This is a genomic window from Pseudomonas sp. 2(2015) (genome assembly GCF_000955865.1).
In the GTDB taxonomy this organism is placed as follows: Bacteria; Pseudomonadota; Gammaproteobacteria; order Pseudomonadales; family Pseudomonadaceae; genus Aquipseudomonas.
The window spans coordinates 754,235-778,856 of record NZ_JYOF01000003.1 but is presented as its reverse complement, the minus strand read 5'-3'; the positions used below and the strand labels follow the sequence as shown (position 1 = coordinate 778,856).

At 64.4% G+C, this 24,622-nt stretch carries 19 protein-coding genes; 4 read left to right on the top strand and 15 right to left on the bottom strand.

What is annotated here, in order from left to right; genetic code table 11:
• The first annotated feature begins 88 nt into the window (after positions 1-88).
• The 3 genes from UB48_RS06420 to UB48_RS06410 all read left to right on the top strand — a co-directional run bounded on the left by UB48_RS06420 (position 89) and on the right by UB48_RS06410 (position 1,777).
• Positions 89-382 (top strand): DUF5629 family protein, encoded by a 294-nt coding sequence (locus tag UB48_RS06420; RefSeq protein WP_045195056.1) that lies wholly within the window; start codon positions 89-91, stop codon positions 380-382.
• A complete protein-coding gene (locus tag UB48_RS06415) occupies positions 345-1,475 on the top strand; it encodes a lactonase family protein (RefSeq protein ID WP_045195054.1) in 1,131 nt (376 codons plus the stop codon). Before UB48_RS06420 ends, UB48_RS06415 begins: the two co-directional genes overlap by 38 nt.
• A 122-nt stretch (positions 1,476-1,597) precedes the next feature.
• Positions 1,598-1,777 (top strand): hypothetical protein, encoded by a 180-nt coding sequence (locus tag UB48_RS06410; RefSeq protein ID WP_010223291.1) that lies wholly within the window; start codon positions 1,598-1,600, stop codon positions 1,775-1,777.
• A 228-nt stretch (positions 1,778-2,005) separates the two neighbouring features.
• On the opposite strand, the gene UB48_RS06405 is transcribed toward UB48_RS06410, so the two are convergent.
• The 15 genes from UB48_RS06405 to UB48_RS06335 all read right to left on the bottom strand — a co-directional run bounded on the left by UB48_RS06405 (position 2,006) and on the right by UB48_RS06335 (position 19,294).
• A complete protein-coding gene (locus tag UB48_RS06405; protein ID WP_045195052.1) occupies positions 2,006-2,599 on the bottom strand; it encodes a glutathione S-transferase in 594 nt (197 codons plus the stop codon).
• On the bottom strand, positions 2,596-6,243 hold the full coding sequence (locus tag UB48_RS06400) for an AAA family ATPase (protein ID WP_045195050.1): 3,648 nt from the start codon (positions 6,241-6,243) through the stop codon (positions 2,596-2,598). Before UB48_RS06400 ends, UB48_RS06405 begins: the two co-directional genes overlap by 4 nt.
• Entirely contained in the window at positions 6,240-7,481 is a 1,242-nt protein-coding gene (locus tag UB48_RS06395; protein ID WP_045195047.1) for an exonuclease SbcCD subunit D C-terminal domain-containing protein, read from the bottom strand. Before UB48_RS06395 ends, UB48_RS06400 begins: the two co-directional genes overlap by 4 nt.
• Before the next feature lie 51 nt (positions 7,482-7,532).
• The gene (locus UB48_RS06390; RefSeq protein ID WP_045195045.1) at positions 7,533-9,158 is read right to left on the bottom strand and encodes a BatD family protein; all 1,626 of its coding nucleotides are present in this window, start codon (positions 9,156-9,158) and stop codon (positions 7,533-7,535) included.
• On the bottom strand, positions 9,155-10,876 hold the full coding sequence (locus UB48_RS06385) for a tetratricopeptide repeat protein (RefSeq protein WP_045195043.1): 1,722 nt from the start codon (positions 10,874-10,876) through the stop codon (positions 9,155-9,157). Before UB48_RS06385 ends, UB48_RS06390 begins: the two co-directional genes overlap by 4 nt.
• Positions 10,873-11,949, bottom strand: coding sequence for a VWA domain-containing protein (locus UB48_RS06380; RefSeq protein WP_045195041.1), 1,077 nt, complete (start codon positions 11,947-11,949; stop codon positions 10,873-10,875). Before UB48_RS06380 ends, UB48_RS06385 begins: the two co-directional genes overlap by 4 nt.
• Entirely contained in the window at positions 11,942-12,436 is a 495-nt protein-coding gene (locus UB48_RS06375) for a DUF4381 domain-containing protein (RefSeq protein ID WP_045195039.1), read from the bottom strand. The genes UB48_RS06380 and UB48_RS06375 overlap by 8 nt, the downstream gene beginning before the upstream one ends.
• Complete coding sequence (locus UB48_RS06370) at positions 12,433-13,377, bottom strand: DUF58 domain-containing protein (RefSeq protein ID WP_045195038.1); 945 nt, start codon at positions 13,375-13,377, stop codon at positions 12,433-12,435. Before UB48_RS06370 ends, UB48_RS06375 begins: the two co-directional genes overlap by 4 nt.
• A 4-nt stretch (positions 13,378-13,381) precedes the next feature.
• Positions 13,382-14,341, bottom strand: coding sequence for a MoxR family ATPase (locus UB48_RS06365; protein ID WP_038994235.1), 960 nt, complete (start codon positions 14,339-14,341; stop codon positions 13,382-13,384).
• Positions 14,342-14,543: 202 nt separating this feature from the next.
• Positions 14,544-15,872: an MFS transporter gene (locus tag UB48_RS06360; protein WP_045195035.1), complete on the bottom strand. Its 1,329-nt coding sequence runs from the start codon at positions 15,870-15,872 to the stop codon at positions 14,544-14,546.
• A gap of 46 nt (positions 15,873-15,918) precedes the next feature.
• Positions 15,919-17,112, bottom strand: a complete 1,194-nt coding sequence (gene lhgO, locus UB48_RS06355; RefSeq protein ID WP_045195033.1) for an L-2-hydroxyglutarate oxidase — start codon at positions 17,110-17,112, stop codon at positions 15,919-15,921.
• Between the two features lie 109 nt (positions 17,113-17,221).
• Positions 17,222-17,932, bottom strand: a complete 711-nt coding sequence (locus UB48_RS06350) for a FadR/GntR family transcriptional regulator (protein WP_045195031.1) — start codon at positions 17,930-17,932, stop codon at positions 17,222-17,224.
• A gap of 75 nt (positions 17,933-18,007) precedes the next feature.
• Positions 18,008-18,361, bottom strand: coding sequence for a hypothetical protein (locus tag UB48_RS06345; protein WP_045195029.1), 354 nt, complete (start codon positions 18,359-18,361; stop codon positions 18,008-18,010).
• A gap of 128 nt (positions 18,362-18,489) precedes the next feature.
• On the bottom strand, positions 18,490-19,071 hold the full coding sequence (locus UB48_RS06340; RefSeq protein WP_275559075.1) for a hypothetical protein: 582 nt from the start codon (positions 19,069-19,071) through the stop codon (positions 18,490-18,492).
• The gene (locus UB48_RS06335; RefSeq protein WP_052676491.1) at positions 19,040-19,294 is read right to left on the bottom strand and encodes a hypothetical protein; all 255 of its coding nucleotides are present in this window, start codon (positions 19,292-19,294) and stop codon (positions 19,040-19,042) included. The genes UB48_RS06340 and UB48_RS06335 overlap by 32 nt, the downstream gene beginning before the upstream one ends.
• Before the next feature lie 414 nt (positions 19,295-19,708).
• Between UB48_RS06335 and UB48_RS06330 the strand changes: the two genes are divergently transcribed.
• Positions 19,709-24,574: an NAD-glutamate dehydrogenase gene (locus UB48_RS06330; RefSeq protein WP_045195028.1), complete on the top strand. Its 4,866-nt coding sequence runs from the start codon at positions 19,709-19,711 to the stop codon at positions 24,572-24,574.
• Positions 24,575-24,622 lie beyond the last annotated feature (48 nt).

Sequence of the window (24,622 nt, the reverse complement as noted above, 5' to 3'; positions counted from 1 at the left end):
GGGTCAAGCCCGCTCCCACAGGGGGAGCGGGGTTGACCCGCGATGCTTTCAGGTATCATGGGGGTTTCCCGCCAGTGATATCCCTGCAATGACAACCCTCTCCCAAGCCCTCGAATCCTGCAACATGCTCCTGGTCGACGGCCTGCACGCCTTTGACTTCAGCTTCGACGAAACCGGCCTGCGCATCGAGTTGATGGACGGCCGCGCCTTGAAAAAATACGCGTTCTCCGCCGAGCAGATCGGCGCCGCCCGGCTCGAAGGTACCGACTGGCTGATCACGGCCGACACCGGCGAGCATCGGCTAGTCTGTATGAGTGCCTTTAGTGCCCGCGAAGAGGATGACGATGACGCGCCTGCTGAAGAACCTGCTGATCGCCAGTAGCATGAGCCTGATGTTCACCGCCCAGGCCCATGAGCTGCTGGTCGGCAGCTACACCGCAGGCAGCAGCGAGGGCATCTACCGTTACCGCTTCAACAGCGACAGCGGCCAGATCGACCCCACGCCGCTGCAGGTGCTCAACAGTGAAAACCCGTCCTGGCTGACCCTCTCGGTCGACAAGCGCCTGCTGTTCGCGGTCAACGAGAATGGCGCCGGCAACGGTCAGGTCAGCAGTTTTGCCATCGGCAAGGACGGCAGCCTCAAGGCCCTGAACCAGGTGCCCAGCCTGGGCGACGAGCCGACCCATTCCAGCCTCAGCCATGACCAGCGCTACCTGTTCGTCGCCAACTACGGCGTGTTGCCCGCCCCGGGCGGCAGCCTCAGTGTGTTGCCGGTAGACCGCAACGGCCACTTGCAGGCCTCGGTGCAGCAAGACCGGCACAAGCCCAGCGGCGTCAATCCGGAGCGCCAGACCGGGCCGCACGTGCATTCGGTGGTGTCCTCGGACGACGGCAAGTACGTGTTCGCCAGTGATCTTGGCGCCGACAAGGTGTTTGTCTACCGTTACGACGGTGCCAGCCCCACCCAGCCCCTGAGCGCGGTCGAGCCGGTAAGCCTGCCGCCGGGCAGCGGGCCGCGCCATTTGCTGTTTGACCGCGACGGCAAACATGCCTACCTGACCCTGGAAATGAGCGCGCAAGTGGTGGCGTTCGATTACCAGGACGGCAAGCTGCTGGAGCTGCAGCGCCTGCCCTTGACCGAACAGGGTGATGCCTCGGCCCGCGCGGCGGGGGCCTTGCACCTGTCGGCTGACGGGCGCTTTCTGTATGTCAGCAACCGCGGTACGGCCAACGAGCTGCTGGTGTTTGCCGTCGATGACAAGACCGGCAAGCTGATGCAGGTGCAGCGGCGCAGTGTCGAAGGTGATCATCCACGGGAATTCACCCTCGACCCTGGCGGCAAGTTCCTGCTGGTGGCCAATCAGAAGAGTAACCAGATCGTGGTGATCCGCCGTGATCCGCGCAGTGGCTTGCTCGGTGAAACCGTGCAGAAGCTGGCCCAGGATGCGCCCTCGGACCTGAAGTTCGTCAACTGACTATCAATTGCCTTGATGTTTGCTACTGCTGCAATGAATTTCTGTGCGCCGCGCCAGCGGCGTAAGTTTGAACCACGGCCCCAGACGGCCACTTCAAACCACAGACTTCGAGGGTCAGCGCCATGAACTTCAACCTTTTCCCGGTCATCGCCGCTTCCGCCATTTCTGCTTCGGTGGTCCTGCCGGCCAACGCCCATGTCGAGCTCAGCGAGCGCAAATCATCGACTCAGAGCTACACCCAGAAGTACCTGCAACAAAGCGCCAACTTCTACGCTGCGCTGGACCACAAATCGCAGCACTGAGCCGGTAGTTTTTTCTGGCAATGGCACATCGCCATGTGATTGAATTTGACGCTAATTTATTGACGTCATGGGATAACACATGAAATGGCGAATTCTGGCGGTGTTGCTGTTCCTCTATTCTTCGCCGATTCTGGCGCTGTAGCTTCTGGCCTCATCGCTGGCAAGCCAGCTCCCACCATGGCCGTGCATGCCCAGGCCCCTGTGGGAGCTGGCTTGCCAGCGATGGGTTCAACGCGCCATGATCGCCTTGAACAATGCCGACGCCAGCCAACCCTGCAGCCACGCCTGCAGATGCGGGTAGGGCGCCTGGGCAAACCATTCAGGCTCGACCCCGGCGAACTGGCGCATCAATGGCAGTAACGCCGCATCCGCCAGGCTTGGATGGTCAGCGAACAGGTAGCCCTGGTGCGCCAGTCGCTCATTCAGCTCGGCCAGCCAGGGTTCAGCCTGTGCCCGGTACTCCTCACGTGAGTGCTGTGGGTAGCGTTCAGCGTACTTGTACAGATTGACCTGCACCTTGAACTGGCGATCATTGCGCTCGATCAGCGCCTCGGCGGCCTGCGCCGCCTGCGGGTCGGCCGTCAGTTGCCAGTCTTGCGGATCATGCTGGGCCAGGGCCCAGCGCATGATCTCCAGGCTTTCCTCCAGCACCAGGCTACCTGCACTCAACACCGGTACCGTGCCCTTGGGCGACAGAGCCAGAAGCTCGGCAGGTTTGGCCTTGAGGCTGACTTCGCGAATTTCTACCGGACACTCGGCATAGCGCAGCGCCAGGCGCGCACGCATGGCCCACGGGCAGCGGCGGAACGAGTAGAGGATCATCCGCTGACCTCCACCGTGCTCAGGCCATTGCCCTGGCGACGTACCTGGATCTGCACCGGGATACGCTCGTGCATTTCCTGTACGTGGGAGATCACCGCGACCTTGCGGCCCTGGGCCTGCAGGCCGTCGAGGGCGTCCATGGCCAGTTGCAGCGACTCCGGGTCGAGGCTGCCGAAGCCCTCGTCGATGAACAGCGACTCGATGCGCAAGGTGCTCGAGGCCATCGATGCCAGGCCCAGGGCCAGGGCCAGCGAGACCAGGAAGGTTTCACCGCCCGACAGCGAATGCACCGAGCGCAGCTCGTCGCCCATTTCCGTGTCCAGCACCAGCAAACCGAGCAGGCTGCCACCGCGCTTGAGCCGGTAGCGCCGGGCCAGCTGACGCAACTGGGCGTTGGCGTGGTGCACCAGCAGGTCGAGGTTGTAGCCCTGGGCGATCTTGCGGAAGGTGTCACCGGTGGCCGAGCCTATCAGGGCGTTGAGCCGCGCCCAGCGCTGCCATTCGCCGTAGGCGCTGGCGATCCGTTCGGCCAGGGCCTGGTGCGCCAGTTGCCGGCGCTGGTCTTCAGCCTGGGCGGCACGCAGTTCGGCGCAGGTCTGTTCGCTGGCCGCCAGCTGTAGCTGCAGGCTGTCGATTACCTGCTCCAGGGCTTCGCGGGTGAGCTCGGCGTTGCCCTGGGTCTGATGCTGGTCCAGGCGCTGCTGGCGCTCCTGCAGCAGGGTGCGGGCCTGTTCGATGGCTTTTTCGGCGTCCTGCAGACCCTGACGCAGCTGCGCTACGGCGTTGTCGTCCAGTGCCAACAATTGCTCCAGGCCACTGTCGTCCAGCTCCGGGTGGCCCTGGCGCCATTGTTCGATCTGCGTGCGAACCTCGTTGTGTTCCTGTTCCAGGTTGCTCAGGCGTTCGTCTTTGGCCTTGAGCTCGGCGGCCAGTTCGATCAGTTGCGCCTGGGTTTGCTGCAGTTGTTGCAGTGCCTGGGTTTCAGCCTGGCGTGCGTGCTCCACGGCCTGTTCCAGATGCTGCTGCCAGTGTTCGGCGCTGGCCTGTTCGCCGAGCAGGGCGGTGAGGCTGTCGCGGCTGCTTTGATGCTGGTGTTCCAGCTCAGTGCACTGCTGTTGCAGCTCTTCGTGTTTTTGTACCCGCGCCTGTTGCTGCAGCTGGGCTTTGTCCAGGCTCTGCTGGCGCTCGGCATGTTCCTGCTGTTCGTCCTTTTGCCGTTGCAAAAGGTCCAGGCGCAGGGCCAGTTGCTGGTCCAGGCGCATGAAGGCGGCGGCCGGCTCCTGGCGCAGGTCGTTGAGGATGTCAGCGGGCAACAGGCTGGCGAAGCTGCCCAGTTCCTGTTCCAGGCGTTCTTCGTCACCGGCCAGCGCTGTTTGCTGCTGGCTCAGGTGCTGGCTGGCCTGTTGGCTGGCTTCTTGGGCTGCCTGCAGCTGCTGTTGCAGGCGGCTGGCGTCTTTTTGCAGGGTCAGCAGGGCGTTCTGGCGCTGCTCGTCACGACCGATGTCGTGGTTCAGGTTGCGTGCCTGCAAGTCCAGCCAGGTGCTGCGCTGGCTTGCGTCCTGAGCGGCCAGCGACGGGTACAGCGGGTGCGCTTGGAGGCTGGGCAGCAGCGCCTGTTGCTGGCTGCCCAGTTGCTCCTGCTGGTGCAGGTACTCCTTGATCTGGCCGTTGACCCCGCCCAGTTGCGTGCGCAGCTCATCGAGTTGCTTCTTCAGCCCGTCGACCACCTGCTGGGCATTGGCTTCTTCGTTCTGGTCGTGGCGGCCGAGGCTTTGCAGCAGGGCTTCGGGCTGATGGTAAGGGTGTTCCTGGCTACCGCAGACCGGACAGGGCTGGTCGTCCTGCAATTGCGCGCGCAGTTCTTCGACGCTCTGGCTGCGGGCCAGGCGCTGGCGTTCGAGCAACTGGCGAGTAACGTTCAGCGCCTGTTCGGCGGCGGTCAGCTGGTTTTTGCCATTGAGGCCTTCGCTGATCAGCTGTTCGCGTTGTTGCAGGGCAGCTTGCTGGCGTTCGCGCAGGGCTTGCAGGCGCTGTTCGAGCTCTTGCTGGTTGCTCCACAGCCGGCTCAGTTCTTCGACCTGGCGTTGCTGCTGGCGGTTTTTCTGCAACAGCTCGCCAAGCAGGCCGATCTGTTCGGCCAGTGCCTCGGGTTCGGCCTCGGCTTCGCGGTAGAGCAGGGCCAGGGCGGCGCGTTGCGTTTCAAGCTGGGCGTGGGCCTCGCTGGCGCGTTGCTGCAGGCCCGGCAGTTCGGCACGGCCCTGGTTGAGGCGGTTGCCCAGTTGCATCAGTTGCTGCAGGCGGTGGCGATAGGCATTCCAGGCTTCGCTCAAGCCAGCCAGCGCCACGCTTTGCTCAAGCTGCGCGCCGATCTGCTGCAAGCGTTGTTCGCTCAGGCGTTGCTGCTCATTGAGGCTCAGCAGCTGTTGCTGGCCTTCGGCACTGGCCTGTTCGGCCTGCTGCTTGAGCGCTGTGCTGTTGGTCAGCTCCTGCTGCAAACGGGTCAGGGTGTTTTGCTCGGCAAAGGCCTGGCGTAGCGCAGGTGCGCTGTCGCTTTGTTGCGCCAGGGCCAGGCCCAGGGCTTCGCGGGCCTTGGCCTGTTCGTCCTGCAGCTGCTGCTGACGGCTATGCAACTGCTCATGTTGCTGGCGCTGCGCGGCGATATTCGTGGCCAGCGGGCTGAGCTGGGCATTGAGCGCCTGCTGGCGGGAGAACTGGTGACGCTGCGGCGCCAGCTGTTCCAGGCGCGCAAGCTTCAGCCGCTCACCGTGCAGGCTGTCGTGGTGGTGTTGGGCACTGTGTAGTTGCGCGCTGGCGGCCTGCACTTGCTCTTGCAGTTGCAGCAGCTCGCTGAGCCAGCTGCGTTGCTGTTCGAGCAGGCGCAGTTGCGCCTGTTCGGCCTTGAACCCGTCGAGCGCTTGGGTGTAGTGCAGGTCCAGTTCGGCGCGAGCCTCGGCGGCCATGGGCAGCACGCCGCTGGCCTGGTCCTGCAGGGCTTTGTGCGCCTCTTCGGCTTCTTTGCTCTTGCTATAGGCGCGGCGCCCCAACTGGCTGTAGATCGCCGTGTTGGTGAGCTTTTCCAGCAGCTCGCTGCGCTCTTTGTCATCGGCCTTGAGGAAGGCGCTGAACTCGCTCTGGGCGAGCATCACGGCACGGGTGAACTGCTCGAAATTAAGTCCCAGGCGCGACTCGATCAGTTGCTTGTATTCGGCCTTGCTCTGGTTGCTCAGCAGTTGCTCGCTGTCCAGGTCATGCAGGCTCTGGCGGCTGCCTTGCAGCTTGCCGTTGGCCTTGTCGCGGGCGCGGTTGGTTTCCCAGCGGGCGCGGTAGCGACGACTGTCGATGCCGACGAAATCCACCTCGGCAAAGCCGCTGCCCGAACCCCGACGCAGCAGGGTGCGCGGGTCGCTGGTGAGGATGTCGCTGTCAACTTCCGGCAACTTGGTTTCGCGGCCGATGTTGCTCAACCGCGGCACCGCGCCGAACAGCGCCAGGCACAGGGCGTCGAGCAGGGTGCTCTTACCGGCGCCGGTAGGTCCGGTAATGGCGAACAGGCCGGCGCTGGCCAGCGGCTCGGCGCTGAAGTCGATCTCGATCGGGCCTTCCAGGGAGGCCAGGTTCTTCAGGCGGATGGCGAGAATCTTCATGGCTGTTCTTGCTCCTGCTGGACGTCCTGCAGCAACAGGGCAAAGTCGGCCAGGGTCTGTTCATCGACGGCGTTGCCGTAGGCCTGCTCCCAGGCGCGGCTGAACAGCTCGTGCGGGGTCAGTTGGCCGAGTTCCAGCAGGTCGGCGCTGCTGTCGTCTGCGCTGCGGCCGTTGCCGGCATATTCGGCGGCGATGCGCACCAGGCGTACCGCCTTGCCGTGCAGGGCGCTTTCAAGTTGCGCGCGCAGGTCGGGCAGGGGTTCGTCCAGGCGTACGCGGATCTCCAGCCAGGGTTGGCGCTGTGGGTCGTCGAGCAGGTCGACCACCGGCAGCTCGGCCAGTTGCTCCAGCACCTCGGCCAGCGGCGCCGGGCCCAGGCGTTGCAGGTGCACGGCGCGCGGCACCAGGCGCGATTCGACGCTGGCAAGCTTGGCGCCGTCCAGTTCGATTTCCAGGACCTGATGCTGATAGCCGATTTCCGAGAACGACAGCGGGATCGGCGAGCCGCTGTAGCGGATGCGCTCTTCGCGGTTGACCTTCTGCGGTTTGTGCAGGTGGCCGAGGGCGACGTAGCAGATCTGCGGGGCGAACAGCCGCGCCGGCAAGGCTTCGGCGTTGCCGATGATCAGGCTGCGTTCGGAGTCTTCCGAGATCGAGCCGCCGGCCATGTGTGCATGGCTCACGGCTATCAGTGCCTGGCCGTTTTTGCGCCGTTGCAGGGCGGCGGCGATGAGTTTTTCGTGAACCTGGGCGATGCCGCGCAGGTAGTCATCGCCCAGGTGGGCACCGGTGACTTCTGCCGGGCGTAAAAACGGCAGCGCCAGGCACCAGGCGGCGACCTTGCCTTTGGCGTTGGTCAGTGGGATCAGCAGGCGCTCGCTGTCCAGCTCGCCTTCATCCAGCCACTGCACACGGCCCAGGGCGTGGGTGCGCAAGCTGCGCATCAGCGGCGCCGGCAACTCGATGCGCGAACCGGAGTCATGGTTGCCGGCGATCATCACGATGGTCAGTTTGGGCTGCTGTTCGTGGGCCTGGACGATGAAGTCGTAGAGCCGCTCCTGGGCTTTGACCGGCGGGTTGACGGTGTCGAAGATGTCGCCGGCAATCAGCAGGGCATCGGGCTGGCGCAGCTTGAGCTGGCCGAGCAGCCACTCGAGAAAGCAGGCGTGTTCGAAGTCGCGTTCCTGGCCGTGCAGGGTTTGACCCAGGTGCCAGTCGGAGGTGTGAAACAGACGCATGAAGGGTTCCGCAGTGTGCCGGCGTGGCGCCCGGGGCGTCACGCCTTGAGGTTATTTGGGGTACAGCGGCGGCAAGCTGCCGTTCTCGCTTTGTGCAGGCTGGACCTGCTCGGCGGCCGGGATGGTACCGATGGCCCGCCATAATTCTTCGCCTTGCCAATACTGCCCGCTTTCGCTGTACAGCGCGCCGTTGAGGCCATCGAGGGCATCGGACAGCGGCACGAAACGCGCGGCCATCTCGGCCAGGGTTTCCGGTTGCTGGCGCGCCCAGGCATCCAGGGCCTGGCGCGTTGCTTGAGGGTCGTTGGCCTGGCACGCGCGCTTGAGGTCATCAAGCAGGGTGCGCGGGCTCGGCCCGCTTTGCGCCGCGCGCAGCACCGCCGGTTGCGAGCGCGCCCGCCACCACAGGGCGAAGCCCAGCAGGGTGGTCAGGGCCAGCACCAGGGTACTCAGTTGCCAGGGCCAGAGCAGGTAGGTGTGCACCGTGACCGGGTCGACGCTGGCCGGCTTGTCGGCACTCAGCGCCGGGTTGTCCTCGATCTGCAGGCTGCGCGCCGGCAGATTGCTGCGCTCCAGATGATCTTCGCGGGTGTTCCACCAGACCACTTCCTGGCTCGGCAGTTCCAGCCTGCCGGCGTGGGTCGGTACCAGCGCTTCGCGCTCTTCACGCACCCCGAGCAGGCCGCGGTCATTGACCTGGTTGCGCAGTTGCGGCTGGTCCGGGTAGCGGCGCAGGCCGCTCACTTCGGTGCCGGGCAGTGGTGGCAACTGGGCGCTGGACAAACCCTCGACCTGGAGGATCACGGTGCGGGTCAGCGAGTCGCCGATTTGCGTCTGTTGCTGGGCCGGGTCCGGGCTCCAGTGTTCTTCCAGGGTCAGGCTGTTGGCCGGCAGCCACGGTGTATCGGCTGGGTAATCGGCCGGGATCGGGTCGACCGTCAACACCAGCGGCGTCGAGCTGACCTGCACCTGCTTGCCGGCGCGCGGGGTGTTGAGTTCCTGCTCGGCGTCGTTCTGCGCGGCGGTGGCGCTGAAGGTCAGGGCCGGGATTTTCAGGTCGCCGCTTTGCTGCGGGTAAATTGCATAGCGCATCTCGATCACGCCGTGGCGCACACCGTCGATGACTTTTTCGAAGGTGCGCGACTCACCCAGCGGCTCGACCCTGGCGTTGTCCAGCTGCAGCGGGCTGAGGCTGCTGTCGTCGTACAGCGGCACCGAGTGATAGATGCTCAGGGTCAGCACCGCCTGGGCCTGGACGTAAACCTCGGGCTGGTCGAGGCTGGCGTCGATGAACACCGGCCCGTGGTTTTCGCTGCTGACCTCGTTGGCCTGGATCTGCAGGCTGATCGGCTGGCTGCGCACCTCGCCCAGCTGCAGGGCGGGAATTTCCATGCTGCCGCTCTGGCGTGGCAACAGGGTGATGATCCAGCGGGTGTTGGCGCTGTTCTCGTCGAGGCTGTTGAGGCTGTTGACCTGGCGGGTGCCACGCACTTCGAAGCTGGCAGCGAGCGGCGTCAGGTCGGGCTTGCCGAATTGGGTGACATCCTGGGTCTCGAGGGTCAGCTCAAGGGTTTCGCCGGCATTCAGGCGGGTGCGGTCGACACTGGCGAGCAGCGCCGCCGCCTGCACCTGCAGGGCGATAAAGAGGCTGAAGACCAGGACGCAGACGCGACTCATCGATGGGTTTCCTGATGTTGTTGCTGTTCATACCAGAATTTACGCCGCAACAGCTCGGCCGGGTTGTCCGGAATCTCTCGCAGCCATTGTTCCAGGGCCTGGCGCTGTTCGGCATCAAGGCTGCTGTCGGTCGGGCGCTGGGGCGGGCGGGTGGTGTCTTCGTCGTTCGCGCCGCTGGCCTGGTTTTGTGCCTGCTCGTTGGCGTTGTCTGCAGGTTTGCCCGCTTCATCGGCCTCTTGCGGTGGTTTTGCTGCGGCCTGGTCCTGGGCGTTCTGCGAGCTGCTGGCAGCGTCGCTGCTGCTGTTGGGGTCGCTTTGCTGGTTGTCTTCGGGCGGCTGCTCAGGCGTCTGTTCGGCCTGGCGTTGTTGCAGCAATTGCTCGACCAGGGCCTTGTTGGCCAGCGCCGGTTGCAGTTCCGGCTGGCGCTCCAGAGCCTGCTCGTAGGCATCCACTGCGGCTTCCAGTTCACCGCTGCGGGCCAGGGCGTTGCCGCGATTGTAATGGTCGGCGGCGCGGTTGCCCTGGGCGAACTGGCGCGCGGCGCCGTTGTAGTCGCCGGCCTCATACAAGGCCAGGCCTTTCCATTGCGGGTCTTCGAAGTGCTGCGCAGCTTCGGCCGGGCGCTGCTGCTCAAGCAGGCGCTGGCCTTGCTGGTCGGGGCGCAGCCACAGGTCGTTGAACTCGAAGGCGTAGCTTGGTTGCGGCAGGGCCAGCAGCAACGGCAGGCAGAACAGCCAGCCACGGCGGCCGGCGCAGGCGGCCAGCAGCAACAGTGGCAGCAACAGCCAGTAGCCCTGGTCGGCCCAGCTGTCGAGCTGCACGGTCTGGCCATCGTCTCGCAGGCTACGCGGGTTGTCGAACAGGCGCAGGCCGCGCAGGTCGAGGTCGTCGATGCGGGCGCTGCGATAACGCCCGCCGGTGCTGTTGATAAAGGCCTTGAGGCTGGCGCTGTCCAGGCGCGGCAAGAGGATGCCGCCCTGATCGTCCTTGAGGAACTCGCCGTTGGCCTGCCTGACCGGCGCCCCCTCGGCGCTGCCGACGCCAAGCATCAGCAGGCTCGGGCCCTGGCGGCCAAGCGCCTGGACGATGCCCTGGCGCTCCTGGGCATCGAGCGATGAGCCGATCAACAGCAGCCGGCCCTGGCCGATGCCTGCCTGGGCGAGCAGGGCCAGGCCCTTGCGCACGGCAAGATCCGCGCGCTGGCCGGCTTGCGGCATGATCGCCGGGTCCAGGGCTTCGAGCAGGTTGCGGCTGGTGGCCAGGTCGTCGGACAGCGGCACCAGGGTGTGGGCGCTGCCGGCGTAGACGATGATCGCGGTCTGGCTGTCGCGGCGGTGCTCGAGCAGGTCGAGGATCTTGCGTCGGGCCTGTTCCAGGCGGTTTGGCGCGGCGTCGTCGGCGAGCATCTGCGGGGTCAGCTCAAGCAGCACCACCAGCGGGTCGGCCGGGCGCTGGCGGGTGTCCTCCAGGCGCTGCCAGCTTGGGCCCACCAGGGCCAGCACGGTGATCAGCCAGGCCAGGCCCAACGCGATCCACGGCAGTTTGCTGTCGCGACCGTTGCCGCCACCGAGCAGCACGGCATGGAAGGCCGCGGGCAGGATCATCTGCCAGCGCCCGGCGCGTTTTTGCCGATGCCAGAGCTTCCACAGCAACCAGGCCAGCAGCGGCAGGACGACCAGCCACAGCGGGCGTAGCCATTGCGGCCACAGTTCGTTCATCGCCGCCTCCTCAAGCGCAGCCGTTGCAGGCGCTGGCGCCATTCCGGGTGCGGCTGCAGGAAGCGTGGGCGGCGCAGCAGGCGCTGCAACAGGTTGTCGGGCCATTGCTGTTCGACCACCAGCAGCACGCTGAGCACCAACGCCAGGGCCAGCGGCCAGCTGTACAGCGGCTCGGCGGTGCGCGCCTGGGTCGGCTGCTGGGCCACAGGCTCCAGGCGGTCGAGGGCGTCGCCGATGGCTTGCAGTTCTTCGCCGTCGTGGGCGCGGAAGTAGCTGCCGCCGGTCAGTTCGGCGATTTCCTTGAGCGAGGCTTCGTCCAGGTCCAGGCTCGGGTTGATGCCCAGCAAGCCGGCGGTGCCGGTCTGCTCCGGGTCGGCACCAATGCCGATGGTGTAGATGCGCACGTTTTCCTGGGCGGCCAGGCGCGCGGCGGTCAGCGGGTGGATCTGCCCGCCGTTGTTGGCGCCGTCGGTGACCAGCACCAGCACCCGGCTCTGCGCCGGGCGCTGACGCAGGCGCTTGAGCGCCAGGCCGATGGCATCGCCAATGGCAGTGTTCTTGCCGGCGATGCCGATCTGCGCTTCGTCGAGGAAGGTGCGTACGGTGCGCCGGTCGAAAGTCAGCGGTGCCTGCAGGTAGGCCTGGCTACCGAACAGGATCAGGCCGACGCGATCGCCCTGGCGCTCTTCGAGAAAGTCGCCGAGCAGGGCCTTGACCAGGGTCAGGCGGCTGACGTCGTCGCCTTGCCACTGCATGTCGGGAAAGTCCATGGAGCCGGAAACATCCACCGCCACCAGCAGGTCGCGGCCACTGGCGGCCACCGGCAGCGGTTCGCCCAGCCACTGCGGGCGGGCGGCGGCAAACAGCAGCAACAGCCAGACCAGCACGAACGGCGCCTGCTGGCGCCAGGTCGGCAGGTTCAGGCGCGCGCGGCGCCCGGCCAGGCCTTCGAGTTCATCGAGGAAACTGACCTTGAGCACCGGTTCGCCGCTGTCGGCGGCCGGCAGCAGCAGGCGCGCCAGCCAGGGCAGCGGCAGCAGTACGAAGATCCACGGCCAGGCCAGTTCAAACATGTTTGCGGATCCAGGTTTCGACCGACTGGTTGAGGCCGTTGATGGCTTTGTCGTCGAGTTTGCATTCGGGCTTGTAGGCGCCTTCGACCAGTACCATCCAGCGGGTCAGGCCGGCGGCCGGGCAGCGGTTATCAAGAAACGCCAGCCATTGGCGGCCGTTGAGGGTATGGCTGTGGCTGCCCGGGTAATGGTTGCGGCACAGGCGCTTGAGCAGCGCGTTGATCTGCTGCAGCCAGGCCCCGGCCGGGGCACCGTCGTAGGGTTTGGGCAGGCGCGCGAGTTCGGCCAGGGCCTCGATGCGTACCGGGTCCAGAGGCAGTTCGGCGCGCACGATGGGCTTTTTACCCGGGCGCCAATGGCGCAGGCGCCACAGGCCCCAAGCCAGTAGCGGCAGCAGCAACAGCAGCGCCCACCAGCCCGGCGCCAGCGGCCACCAGCCGATTGGCGCCGGGGCCAGCAGCGGCTGCAATTGATCGAGCGGGTTCACGAGGTTTTCCCCGGTCGTTGCGCGTTAAGGTACTCGCGCAGTTGCTCGATCATCTCGCTCTGGGTGCTCAGCGGCATCAGCACCACCCGCAGCTTTTGCGCCAGCAGCTCCCAGCGTTCGATGCGCGCCTCGCTTTGCTGGCGGTAGCTCTTGCGCAGGGTCGGGTCGAGGGTGTCGAGCTCCAGTTGCGCACCGTGCTGGGCAAAGCGCAGCAGGCCGGCGGCCGGCAGGGCATGGTCGAGCGGGTCGGACAGCGGCAACAGCAGCAGGTCGCAATGACGCGAAAGCAGGCTCAATTGCTGCTCGACCGCAGGCGTCAGCGCCCGCTCGTCGCAGATGATGATTGCCAGGCTGCCCGGGCGCAGCACTTCGCGGGCGCGGCGCAGGGCGATACCGAGGCTGTCGGCCTGGGGCACGGCTTCGGTGTGCAGCGACTGGTTGACCCGTGCCAGGCGGTTGAGCAACTGCAACAGGCTCTGCTTGCTGCGCCGTGGCTTGATTTCGTAGTGCTCGTTGTCGCCGAACACCAGGCCGCCAATGCGGTCGTTGTGGCCCAGCGCAGCCCAGCCGATCAGGGCGGCGGCCTGGGCGGCGAGCACCGACTTGAACATCAGCCCGGAACCGAAGAACAGACGCTGGCTTTGTTCGACGAGGATGAAGATCGGCCGCTCCCGCTCCTCATGGAACAGCTTGGTATGCGGCTCCTGGGTGCGCGCGGTCACCCGCCAGTCGATGTTGCGCACATCGTCGCCTGCCTGGTACACCCGCACCTGATCGAAGTCGACCCCGCGTCCGCGCAGTTTCGAGTGGTGCAGGCCGACCAGCGGGCTGCGCTGGCCGGGCCGGGAGAACAACTGCACTTCGCGCACGCGATGGCGCATCTCGATCAGCTCGGCGAGGCTGATGCGGATTCCGGGCGCGGCCAGCAGGCGATTGGGCATGGGTTCAGGCGACGGCGACGACGTCGAGGATGCGCTGGATCACCCGGTCCTGGTCAATCCCGGCGGCCTCGGCCTCGAAGGAAAGAATGATGCGGTGGCGCAGTACGTCGAACAGCACCGCCTGGATGTCTTCAGGGCTTACGAAGTCGCGTCCGGCCAGCCAGGCATGAGCCCGCGCGCAGCGGTCGAGGGCAATCGAGCCGCGCGGGCTGGCGCCGTAGGCGATCCAGTCGGCCAGCTCCAGGTCGAACTTGGCCGGGGTGCGGGTGGCCATCACCAGTTGCACCAGGTATTCCTCTACCGCGTCGGCCATGTACAGACCGAGGATTTCTTTGCGGGCGGCAAAGATCGCCTGCTGGCTGACCCGTCGTTCCGGCTTGGTCTCGCCGTTGAGCGCCTCGCCCCGGGCCTGCTGGAGGATGCGCCGTTCGACGGCGGCATCGGGAAAACCAATCTTGACGTGCATGAGGAAGCGGTCGAGCTGGGCTTCGGGCAGCGGGTAGGTGCCTTCCTGCTCGATCGGGTTCTGCGTGGCCATCACCAGGAACAGCGGCGACAGCTCGTAGGTACTGCGCCCGACACTGACCTGGCGTTCGGCCATGGCCTCGAGCAGCGCCGACTGAACCTTGGCCGGGGCGCGGTTGATTTCGTCGGCCAATACCAGGTTGTGGAAGATCGGCCCCTGCTGGAACACGAAGCTGCCGGTTTCCGGGCGATAGATCTCGGTGCCGGTGATGTCGGCCGGGAGCAGGTCGGGGGTGAACTGGATACGATGGAACTCGGCTTCGACGCCTTCGGCCAGTTCCTTGATGGCCTTGGTCTTGGCCAGGCCCGGGGCGCCTTCGACCAGCATGTGGCCGTCGGCGAGGAGCACGATGAGCAAGCGCTCGACGAGTTTTTCCTGGCCCAGGATCTGGGTTGAAAGAAAGGTGCGCAGCGCGATCAGCGCCTCACGGTGTTCCATCGTTGACGGTTCCTGGAAAAAAGCCAGGGCGTGCGGCGTAAAAGCGCCCGGGCGGGGGCTGATACTTTAATCCATCCGGGGGCTTGCGACTAACGGCAGCAGGGAAAATTGTTCAAATCGTGAAGTCGGGGCTGCTGTGCAGCTCATCGTCGGCAACGCCAACTCCCACAGGGATCGCGCTGACCCTGTGGGACCCGGGGTGTCAGTTCTTGAAGCTGGAATGCTTGCGGCCCTGGTCACACAGGGCAAACACCACCACGAACACCGCCGCCACCACCAGAATCAGCGCCACGCCGTCGGTGGAGTGGGTCGCCGAGTTGGCCACCAGCGCCAGGCCGCCCAGCGGTGCCAGGCCGCCGGCCACGGCGGTGCCGATCTCGCGCCCGGTGCCAAAGCCCGAAGAGCGGGTCTGGGTCGGGAACTGGCGGCTGAGGAACGAGCCCTGCGGGGCAAACATCATCGGTGCGAGGATGCCGGTACCGATGGCAATCGCCAGGTAGATCATCATCGGCTCGCCGGTGTTGAGCAGGCTCAGGAACGGGTAGGCGAACAGCACCGAGAACAGCCCGCCAAGCATCAGCACGGTCTTGCTGCTCCATTTGTCGCACAGCCAGCCGAAGAACGGCACGGCGATAATCGCCACCAGGCTGGCGATGGTCACCGACAGCGAGGTGACATGGGCTTCGACGCCTTTGTACTGGGTCAGATAGGCCAGCGAGAAGGTCTTGAAGATGTAGCTCAGGGCGTTGTAGCCGATGGCCACGAAGAACACCACGGCCAGGCCCTTGAGGTCGTTGCGAAACAGCAGCTTGAGCGGCGAAACCTGGTCCTTGGCCGGGGTTTTGTCGAGCTCTTTGAAGTCCGGGGTTTCCGGGATGCTTTTACGCACCCACAGGCCGACGCCGACCAGCACGATGCTGCAGATGAACGGGATGCGCCAGCCGCCAGCGAGCAGGAACTCGTTGCCGTTCATGGTCAGCAGGTAGACGGTCAGCGACGACAGCAGCAGGCCCAGGTTCAGGCCCAGCGCCGGCCAGGCGCCCTGGCTGCCGCGCTTGCCTTCGCTGGCGTGTTCATAAGAGGTCACCGCCGCGCCAGACAACTCCGCACCGGCACCCAGGCCCTGGATGATGCGTACCAGTACGAGGATGATCGGCGCCCAGATACCGATCGAGGCGTAGCTGGGGATCAGGCCGATCAGGGTGGTGCACACGCCCATCATGCAGAAGGTGATGACCAGTACCTGCTTGCGCCCGAAGCGGTCGCCCAGGTAGCCGAACAGCACGCCGCCGAAGGGGCGGGCGATAAAGCCGATGGCGAAGGTGGAGAACGCCAGCAGCGACGCCACCGCCGGGTTGCTCGGGTCGAAGAAGATCTTCGAGAAGACGATCGCCGCCATGGTCGCGTACAGGTAGAAGTCGTACCACTCCAGCATCGAGCCGAAGATGGTCGCGGCGGCGACCTTGCGCAGGCGTTTGCGTTTTTGTTCCGGGGTTTCGCTCGCGGCCGCAGCCGCCTCATGTACCGACATGTGGGGTGTTCCTTTTTTGTCTTTGTAGTTAGGTGTGCAGCAGGATTCAGCGGGCCTTGAAGATCCTTTCGGCGATCATCTGGCCGATCGGGATGGCCGAGGTGGCCGCCGGTGACGGCGCGTTGCAGACGTGCACCATGCGCGGCGTCTCGGCGAACAGGAAGTCGTGCACCAGGGTGCCGTCGCGCATCACCGCCTGGGCGCGGATCCCGGCCTCATAGGGCAGCAGGTCTTCGACATTCAGCGACGGGCAGTACTTGCGGCATTGCTCCAGATAGCCGCCTTTGAACAGCGAGTTCTTCATCTCGGCGGTGCCGGAACCAAGGTTGTTCCAGATGGTTTTCCAGAACCCCGGAAAACGCGCGTATTCGGCAACGTCGCGCCAGTTCACCGAGAACTTGCGGTAGTTTTCCCGGCCCAGCCCCAGTACCGCGTTCGGCCCGACGGTAACGCTGCCGTCGATCATCCGCGTCAGGTGCACGCCAAGAAACGGCAGCTCCGGGTCGGGGATCGGGTAGATCAGGTGGTTGACGATGTCGTTCTTGGCCGCAGGCAGGCGGAAGTATTCGCCGCGGAAGGGGATGATCTGGTGGTCGATCTTGACCCCGGCCATGGTTGCCAGGCGGTCCGATTGCAGGCCGGCACAGGCCACCAGCTGGCGGGCGCTCCAGACCTTGTCGTCGCTGCTGATGGTGACCTTGTCGGCGGTTTCGACAATAGCGCGCACGGTGGTTTGCAGCTGCACTTCGCCGCCGAATCGCTGGATGACCCGGGCCATGGCTTCGCAGACCTGCTGGTAGTCGACAATGCCGGTGGCATCGAGGAACAGGCCGCCGAGGCCGACGATATTCGGCTCGCGGCGTTGCAGTTCCTTGGCATCCAGCTGTTCGACCTTCAGGCCGTTCTGCTGCGAGCGCTCGTACAGGGCGTGCATGCGCTCGACTTCCAGCGGCGTCGAGGCCACCAGCAACTTGCCGCAGACTTCGAACTTGATCTGGTGCTCGCTGCAGAACGCTTTGGTGGCCTGGGCGCCGCGCTTGCACAGGTCGGCCTTGAGGCTGCCCGGCGCGTAGTAGATGCCTGCGTGAATCACGCCGCTGTTATGCCCGGTCTGGTGCTTGGCCAGGCTGCTTTCCTTTTCCAGGATCAGCAAGGAGGCGCCCGGTTGGCGTTCCAGCAGCGCCATGGCGGTGGCGAGGCCGACGATGCCCCCGCCGATGATGCAGTAGTCGTAGATCATGCAGGTGTCACCTTGGCTTGTTCTTATCAGAGAGTCTGCTTATCAGGTTGTCAGACTAAGTAGGTCAAACAAAAGGGCGCCATGCCGCAGCGCCCGTTCTATAGGGTGTTCAGTCGATACTCGGCAGGTCCAGTTTCAGGCGTTTGGCCGAGGCCCGCAGGTGCGCTTCGGCGCAGGCTGCGGCGCCAAGCCGGTCGCCATCGGCGATGGCCTGGTACAGCGCCTGGTGCTCGCGATGGGCATCGGCCGAACCGCCGACCGAATGCGCCGCCGAGTTTTCCCAGGCGGTGCGACGGGCTGCGGCCAGCTGGCCACGCAGAAAATCATGGAAAGCGACGAAATAATCGTTCTTGCTGGCCTCGGCGATGGCCCGGTGGAACTCCACGTCGGCAGCGGCGGCCACGGCAAACTCGCTCCGCTTGTCGAGCATCTCCTGCAGGGCCTTGCCCATGCGCGCCAGGTCAGCGGCGTCGCGGCGCTGGGCGGCTACCGAGGCGGCCTGGGTCTCGATCCACAGGCGCACTTCGAACATCTGCACCAGGTCCGGGCTGCGGCCTTGCGCAGCAGGGAAGCGGAAGACCGTGCCGGTCGGGGTTTGCGAAATGTACGAACCCAGGCCGCGGCGAGCGATCAGCACCCCGTCCGCCTTGAGCTGGGCCACTGCCTCGCGTACCACCGAGCGGCTGACGTTCAATTGCTCGGCCAGTTGCTGTTCGGTGGGCAGGCGCGATTCGGCCGCCAGGCGACCGGAATCGATTTCTGCGCGGATGGCGCCGACAACCCGTTCGACCAGGGTGTCGGGGCGCTGAAGCTCAAGCATGAGGGGTGGCTCATTAATCAGGTTGTCAGACAATGCCTTTTGCAGCGGTTCCTTGTCAAGAAACCGCGTGGGCGATTACAGCTCGCTGACGTAGGTACCGGTGCCCTTGAGGATGTTCTGCAGGGTTTCTTCGACTTCGGCAAGGTCGGTGCCGTCGGCGGTAAGCAGGATTTCCAGAAAGTCGTCGCCATTGAGCGCATCGGTATCGCCCGCTGCCACTTCGATCATCAAGCGTTTGGCACTGAAGGTCACTTTAAGGCCATCGAGAGTGCTTGGCTCGTCATCCAGGGTGATGTCCACCGTGTCTTCGTCCGGATAGCGCGTCATGAGGAACATCTGGCCCTTGTCGCTGTGGCAGCACAGGGTGGCCATGTTGTCTTCTTCATCATCGCAGGGGGTGGCGAAGAGCAGGGCGGTCTTGAATTGCATGAGCGGCTCGATCAATAAGTTGAAACACGATTCTGCCAGTCTTCGGCCTGGCAATAAATCTACGAGTGTTGAGCTGCGATTTTACTGGCAGGGGTGATAAGCGTTGCAGGCTGTGGAGTCTGCCGATTTCAAGCTGTTTTTCTGGAGCACAATTCGGAGTAGCCGCTTGGCAAAGCATGGGCATCGACGAAATGCCGAGTCTGGTACTCAAGCACTTTGCTCATTAGGCCACTGACATCCTCGGTAAGCCCCCAGGTCACCGCAACCTTGTCGTAACGGTTAACTTTTTCAGCCGTGCGAACTGCCAGCGAGTCCGCTGTCGTTGCCAAACAACGCCATTGATTGACAAATGACTTCATGAGCGCTGCTTTTTCCGGTGTCAGTACAGGAAATCTGCGCAGCCTGTCCACCAGGTACAACAGGCGACGTTTTCGCACCGGAGCAAGCCTGGGGTGCTGAAGGCGCTGCTCGAGAGACTCGGTCATTGCATCACTGAAGTACCAGAGCGCCACGGCAAAGCGCGTCGCTGCGTCTTGGTCAAGGTGATCCAGAGGGGCCTTGCTTACCTCGACGACGACTTTATCAAAAACGCTATGCAAGTTATCCGATAGCCTGGCATCGGATGGCGTGGCGCACAGCCCGAGGAAGCGCTCCAGAGTATCCTGCGGGCACACTGGCTTAGCTGTCATCGCCGATGTCTTTTGCTTCATCGAGAATCAACCTCAAGTAACTGCTCACCGTACCTTTATGTTCGGCTGCCATCAGTTCGGCATCAACGTCAGCACTCCCTCGGGCGTTCGTCAGGATGTGCAATGCACAGCCACCAAATACATAGATCTTCAACGCTCCGGGCTGTTTGCCTTGCAGCATGGGTAAGGCGCGCTCAAACAGGCTGACGATGGCTTTGGAGAGTGGAGTGTCGAGATACAGCATGATCTTCTTGCTCCTGGCAGCGGGCTTTGCGAATCCTACCCTGCATGACCTGTCAGGAGTGGGTATCTCGCCCTTCCATAAACAAGTTGAAACACGATTCTGCCAGTCTTCGGCCTGTGGATAAACGTACGGTTGCACCTCAATGACCGAATATGTCGCAGCACCGCAAGCAGGGGCGGGCGGGCACTCGTTAAGCTGCGCTGTCGATGGACACCCGTAAAGACACAGCCGCGCTGGCAGTCGTTTTTGCAGATGCCCATCCGTGGAGCGGGAAGATGTGACTTGCGGGTCACCTTGAGCGCCTGTTTCTATGGTTTTACCGTCCTCCTGCTACGGGTTGGCTATCGTTGATCCGTAAACGGCGGACGCGCGCGACGCTTCACTCAATAATAAAGCCCAAGCGGAGTACCACAGATGGCGTTTTTCACCGCAGCCAGCAAAGCCGACTTCCAGCATCAACTGCAAGCGGCCCTGGCGCAGCACATCAGCGAACAGGCACTGCCACAAGTGGCGCTGTTCGCAGAGCAGTTCTTCGGCATCATCTCTCTGGACGAACTCACCCAGCGCCGTATGTCGGACCTGGCCGGTTGCACCCTCTCTGCCTGGCGCATCATCGAGCGTTTCGATCACTCCCAGCCTCAGGTTCGCGTCTACAACCCCGATTACGAGCGTCATGGCTGGCAGTCGACCCACACCGCGGTCGAAGTCCTGCACCATGACCTGCCGTTTCTGGTCGACTCGGTACGCACCGAGCTCAACCGTCGCGGCTACAGCATCCACACCCTGCAGACCACCGTACTGAGCGTGCGTCGCGGGCCGAAAGGCGAGCTGCTGGAAATCCTGCCCAAGGGCACCCAGGGCGAAGGCGTGCTGCAAGAGTCGCTGATGTACCTGGAAATCGACCGCTGCGCCAACACCGCCGAACTCAACCTGCTGACCCGCGAGCTTGAGCAGGTGCTGGCTGAAGTGCGTGTCGCCGTCGCCGATTTCGAGCCGATGAAAGCCAAGCTGCGCGAGGTCGTGGCGCTGGTTGAACAAACCGCCTACGCCCCGGCACAAAATGAAAAGGCCGAGGTCAAGGCGTTCCTCGAGTGGCTGCTGGGCAACCACTTCACCTTCCTCGGCTACGAAGAGTTCGTTGTCCATGGCGACGCCCAGGGCGGCCAGCTGCAATACGACGAGCAGTCGTTCCTCGGCCTGACCCGCATGCTGCGCGTCGGTCTCACCGCCGAAGACCTGCGCATCGAAGACTACGCCGTCAATTACCTGCAAGAGCCGCTGCTGCTGTCCTTCGCCAAGGCCGCGCACCCAAGCCGCGTGCACCGTCCGGCCTACCCGGACTACGTGTCGATCCGCCAGTTGGATGCCGACGGCAAGGTCATCAAGGAATGCCGCTTCATGGGCCTGTACACCTCCTCGGTGTACGGCGAGAGCGTGCGCGCGATCCCCTACATCCGTGGCAAGGTCGCCGAAGTCGAGCGCCGCTCGCACTTCGACCCCAAGGCCCACCTGGGCAAGGAGCTGGCGCAGGTCCTGGAAGTGCTGCCGCGCGACGACCTGTTCCAGACCCCGGTCGACGAGCTGTTCAGCACCGTCATGTCGATCGTGCAGATCCAGGAGCGCAACAAGATCCGCGTGTTCCTGCGCAAGGACCCGTACGGCCGCTTCTGCTACTGCCTGGCCTACGTGCCGCGTGATATCTACTCCACCGAAGTGCGGCAGAAGATCCAGCAGGTGCTGATGGAGCGCCTCAAGGCCAGCGACTGCGAGTTCTGGACCTTCTTCTCCGAGTCGGTACTGGCCCGCGTGCAGCTGATTCTGCGCGTCGACCCGAAAAACCGCATCGACATCGACCCGCAGCAACTGGAAAACGAAGTGATCCAGGCCTGCCGTTCGTGGCAGGACGACTACGCCAGCCTGACCGTCGAAAGCTTCGGCGAAGCCCAGGGCACCAACGTCCTGGCCGATTTCCCGAAAGGCTTCCCGGCCGGTTACCGCGAGCGTTTCGCCGCCCATTCGGCGGTGGTCGACATGCAGCACCTGCTGACCCTGTCCGAGCGCAAGCCGCTGGTCATGAGCTTCTACCAGCCGCTGACCCAGGCCGGCAAACAGCAGCTGCACTGCAAGCTGTACCACGCCGATACGCCGCTGGCGCTTTCAGATGTGCTGCCGATCCTGGAAAACCTCGGTCTGCGCGTGCTCGGCGAGTTCCCCTACCGCCTGCGCCATGCCAATGGCCGCGAATACTGGATTCATGACTTTGCCTTCACCGCCGCCGAAGGCCTGAACCTCGACATCCAGCAGCTCAACGACACCCTGCAGGATGCTTTCGTGCACATCGTCAATGGCGATGCCGAGAACGACGCCTTCAACCGCCTGGTGCTGACCGCCGGCCTGCCATGGCGCGATGTGGCGCTGCTGCGTGCCTACGCCCGCTACCTCAAGCAGATCCGCCTAGGCTTCGACCTCGGCTACATCGCCAGCACGCTGAACAACCACACCGACATCGCCCGCGAGCTGACCCGGTTGTTCAAGACCCGCTTCTACCTGGCGCGCAAGCTCACCAGCGAAGACCTCGACGACAAGCAGCAGCGTCTGGAGCAGGCGATCCTCACCGCCCTGGACGACGTTCAGGTGCTCAACGAAGACCGCATCCTGCGTCGCTACCTGGACCTGATCAAGGCCACCCTGCGCACCAACTTCTACCAAACCGATGCCCAGGGCCATAACAAGTCGTACTTCAGCTTCAAGTTCAACCCCAAGCTGATCCCCGAGCTGCCCAAGCCGGTGCCGAAGTTCGAGATCTTCGTCTACTCGCCACGGGTCGAGGGTGTGCACTTGCGCTTTGGCAACGTCGCCCGCGGCGGCCTGCGCTGGTCGGACCGTGAAGAAGACTTCCGCACCGAAGTGCTGGGCCTGGTAAAAGCCCAGCAGGTGAAGAACTCGGTGATCGTGCCGGTCGGCGCCAAGGGCGGTTTCCTGCCGCGTCGCCTGCCGCTGGGCGGCAGCCGCGACGATATCCAGGCCGAAGGCATCGCCTGCTACCGGATCTTCATTTCCGGCCTGCTGGACATCACCGACAACCTCAAGGACGGCGCCCTGGTGCCGCCGGCCAACGTCGTCCGGCATGACGACGATGACCCGTACCTGGTGGTGGCTGCCGACAAAGGCACCGCGACCTTCTCCGATATCGCCAACGGCATTGCCATCGACTACGGCTTCTGGCTCGGCGATGCGTTCGCCTCCGGTGGCTCGGCCGGTTACGACCACAAGAAAATGGGCATTACCGCCCGTGGCGCCTGGGTTGGCGTGCAGCGTCACTTCCGCGAGCGCGGCATCAACGTCCAGGAAGACCCGATCACCGTGGTCGGCGTCGGCGACATGGCCGGTGACGTGTTCGGCAACGGCCTGCTGATGTCCGACAAGCTGCAACTGGTGGCGGCGTTCAACCACCTGCACATCTTCATCGACCCGAACCCGGAGCCGGCCAGCAGCTTCGCCGAGCGCCAGCGCCTGTTCGACCTGCCGCGTTCGGCCTGGAGCGACTACGACACCAGCATCATGTCCGAAGGCGGCGGGATCTTCCCGCGCAGTGCGAAAAGCATCGCGATCACCGCGCAAATGAAAGAGCGCTTCGCCATCGAAGCCGACAAGCTGACCCCGACCGAGCTGCTCAACGCACTGCTCAAGGCGCCGGTCGACCTGCTGTGGAACGGCGGTATCGGCACCTACGTCAAGTCCAGTGAAGAAAGCCACGCTGACGTCGGCGACAAGGCCAACGACGCCCTGCGCGTAGACGGCAACGAGCTGCGCTGCAAGGTGGTGGGCGAGGGCGGCAACCTCGGCATGACCCAGCTGGGCCGGGTCGAGTTCGGCTTGAACGGCGGCGCCACCAACACCGACTTCATCGACAACGCCGGTGGCGTGGACTGCTCCGACCACGAGGTCAACATCAAGATCCTGCTCAACGAAGTGGTGCAGGCTGGCGACATGACCGAGAAGCAGCGCAACCAGCTGCTGGGCAGCATGACCGACGAAGTGGCCGGCCTGGTGCTGGGCAACAACTACAAGCAGACCCAGGCGTTGTCGCTGGCTGCGCGTCGGGCCAAGGAGCGCATCGCTGAATACAAGCGCCTGATGGCCGACCTTGAGGGCCGTGGCAAGCTGGACCGCGCCATCGAGTTCCTGCCGACCGAAGAGCAACTGGCCGAGCGCCTGGCCGCCGGTCAGGGCCTGACCCGTGCCGAGCTGTCGGTGCTGATCTCGTACAGCAAGATCGACCTCAAGGAGCAGTTGCTCAAGTCGCTGGTGCCGGACGATGACTACCTGACCCGCGACATGGAAACCGCGTTCCCGCCGTCGCTGGTGAGCAAGTTCGCCGAGGCCATGCGCCGCCATCGCCTGAAACGCGAGATCGTCAGCACCCAGATCGCCAACGATCTGGTCAACAACATGGGCATCACCTTCGTTCAGCGCCTGAAAGAGTCCACCGGCATGAGCCCGGCGAACGTCGCTGGCGCCTACGTGATCGTGCGCGACATCTTCCACCTGCCGCACTGGTTCCGTCAGATCGAGGCGCTGGACTACCAGGTCCCGGCTGAAATCCAGTTGACCCTGATGGACGAGCTGATGCGTCTGGGCCGCCGTGCGACCCGCTGGTTCCTGCGCAGCCGTCGTAATGAGCAGGATGCCGGGCGTGACGTGGCGCACTTCGGGCCGAAGATCGCTGCTTTGGGGCTCAAGCTTGACGAACTGCTGGAAGGGCCGACCCGCGAGCGCTGGATGACCCGTTACCAGGGCTTTGTCGAAGCCGGCGTGCCGGAGCTGCTGGCACGCATGGTGGCCGGCACCACGCACCTGTACACCCTGTTGCCGATCATCGAGGCTTCCGACGTCACCGGCCAGGACCCGGCCGAAGTGGCCAAGGCCTTCTTCGCCGTTGGCAGCGCCCTGGACCTGACCTGGTACCTGCAGGAAATCAGCAACCTGCCGGTGGAAAACAACTGGCAGGCCCTGGCCCGTGAAGCCTTCCGCGATGATATCGACCTGCAGCAACGGGCGATCACCATCTCGGTGCTGCAGATGATCGACGCACCCGAGGACATGGACGCCCGCGTGGCCCTGTGGCTGGATCAGCACCGGGTCATGGTCGAGCGCTGGCGCGCCATGCTCGACGAGCTGCGTGCCGCTACCGGCACCGACTACGCCATGTACGCGGTGGCCAACCGCGAACTGGTGGACCTGGCCCTGAGTGGCCAGGCAACGGTGATGCCGTCCTGAGCGTGAGCTGAAATGAAAAAGCCCCGGCATTTGCCGGGGCTTTTTTTG

What these genes read in the sequence shown, in the direction of transcription:
- UB48_RS06420 (WP_045195056.1), top strand. Translation starts at nt 89, where the DNA reads ATGACAACCCTCTCCCAAGCCCTCGAATCCTGCAACATGCTCCTGGTC.
- UB48_RS06415 (WP_045195054.1), top strand. Translation starts at nt 345, where the DNA reads ATGACGCGCCTGCTGAAGAACCTGCTGATCGCCAGTAGCATGAGCCTG.
- UB48_RS06410 (WP_010223291.1), top strand. Translation starts at nt 1,598, where the DNA reads ATGAACTTCAACCTTTTCCCGGTCATCGCCGCTTCCGCCATTTCTGCT.
- UB48_RS06405 (WP_045195052.1), bottom strand. Translation starts at nt 2,599, where the DNA reads ATGATCCTCTACTCGTTCCGCCGCTGCCCGTGGGCCATGCGTGCGCGC.
- UB48_RS06400 (WP_045195050.1), bottom strand. Translation starts at nt 6,243, where the DNA reads ATGAAGATTCTCGCCATCCGCCTGAAGAACCTGGCCTCCCTGGAAGGC.
- UB48_RS06395 (WP_045195047.1), bottom strand. Translation starts at nt 7,481, where the DNA reads ATGCGTCTGTTTCACACCTCCGACTGGCACCTGGGTCAAACCCTGCAC.
- UB48_RS06390 (WP_045195045.1), bottom strand. Translation starts at nt 9,158, where the DNA reads ATGAGTCGCGTCTGCGTCCTGGTCTTCAGCCTCTTTATCGCCCTGCAG.
- UB48_RS06385 (WP_045195043.1), bottom strand. Translation starts at nt 10,876, where the DNA reads ATGAACGAACTGTGGCCGCAATGGCTACGCCCGCTGTGGCTGGTCGTC.
- UB48_RS06380 (WP_045195041.1), bottom strand. Translation starts at nt 11,949, where the DNA reads ATGTTTGAACTGGCCTGGCCGTGGATCTTCGTACTGCTGCCGCTGCCC.
- UB48_RS06370 (WP_045195038.1), bottom strand. Translation starts at nt 13,377, where the DNA reads ATGCCCAATCGCCTGCTGGCCGCGCCCGGAATCCGCATCAGCCTCGCC.
- UB48_RS06365 (WP_038994235.1), bottom strand. Translation starts at nt 14,341, where the DNA reads ATGGAACACCGTGAGGCGCTGATCGCGCTGCGCACCTTTCTTTCAACC.
- UB48_RS06360 (WP_045195035.1), bottom strand. Translation starts at nt 15,872, where the DNA reads ATGTCGGTACATGAGGCGGCTGCGGCCGCGAGCGAAACCCCGGAACAA.
- lhgO (WP_045195033.1), bottom strand. Translation starts at nt 17,112, where the DNA reads ATGATCTACGACTACTGCATCATCGGCGGGGGCATCGTCGGCCTCGCC.
- UB48_RS06350 (WP_045195031.1), bottom strand. Translation starts at nt 17,932, where the DNA reads ATGCTTGAGCTTCAGCGCCCCGACACCCTGGTCGAACGGGTTGTCGGC.
- UB48_RS06345 (WP_045195029.1), bottom strand. Translation starts at nt 18,361, where the DNA reads ATGCAATTCAAGACCGCCCTGCTCTTCGCCACCCCCTGCGATGATGAA.
- UB48_RS06340 (WP_275559075.1), bottom strand. Translation starts at nt 19,071, where the DNA reads ATGAAGCAAAAGACATCGGCGATGACAGCTAAGCCAGTGTGCCCGCAG.
- UB48_RS06335 (WP_052676491.1), bottom strand. Translation starts at nt 19,294, where the DNA reads ATGCTGTATCTCGACACTCCACTCTCCAAAGCCATCGTCAGCCTGTTT.
- UB48_RS06330 (WP_045195028.1), top strand. Translation starts at nt 19,709, where the DNA reads ATGGCGTTTTTCACCGCAGCCAGCAAAGCCGACTTCCAGCATCAACTG.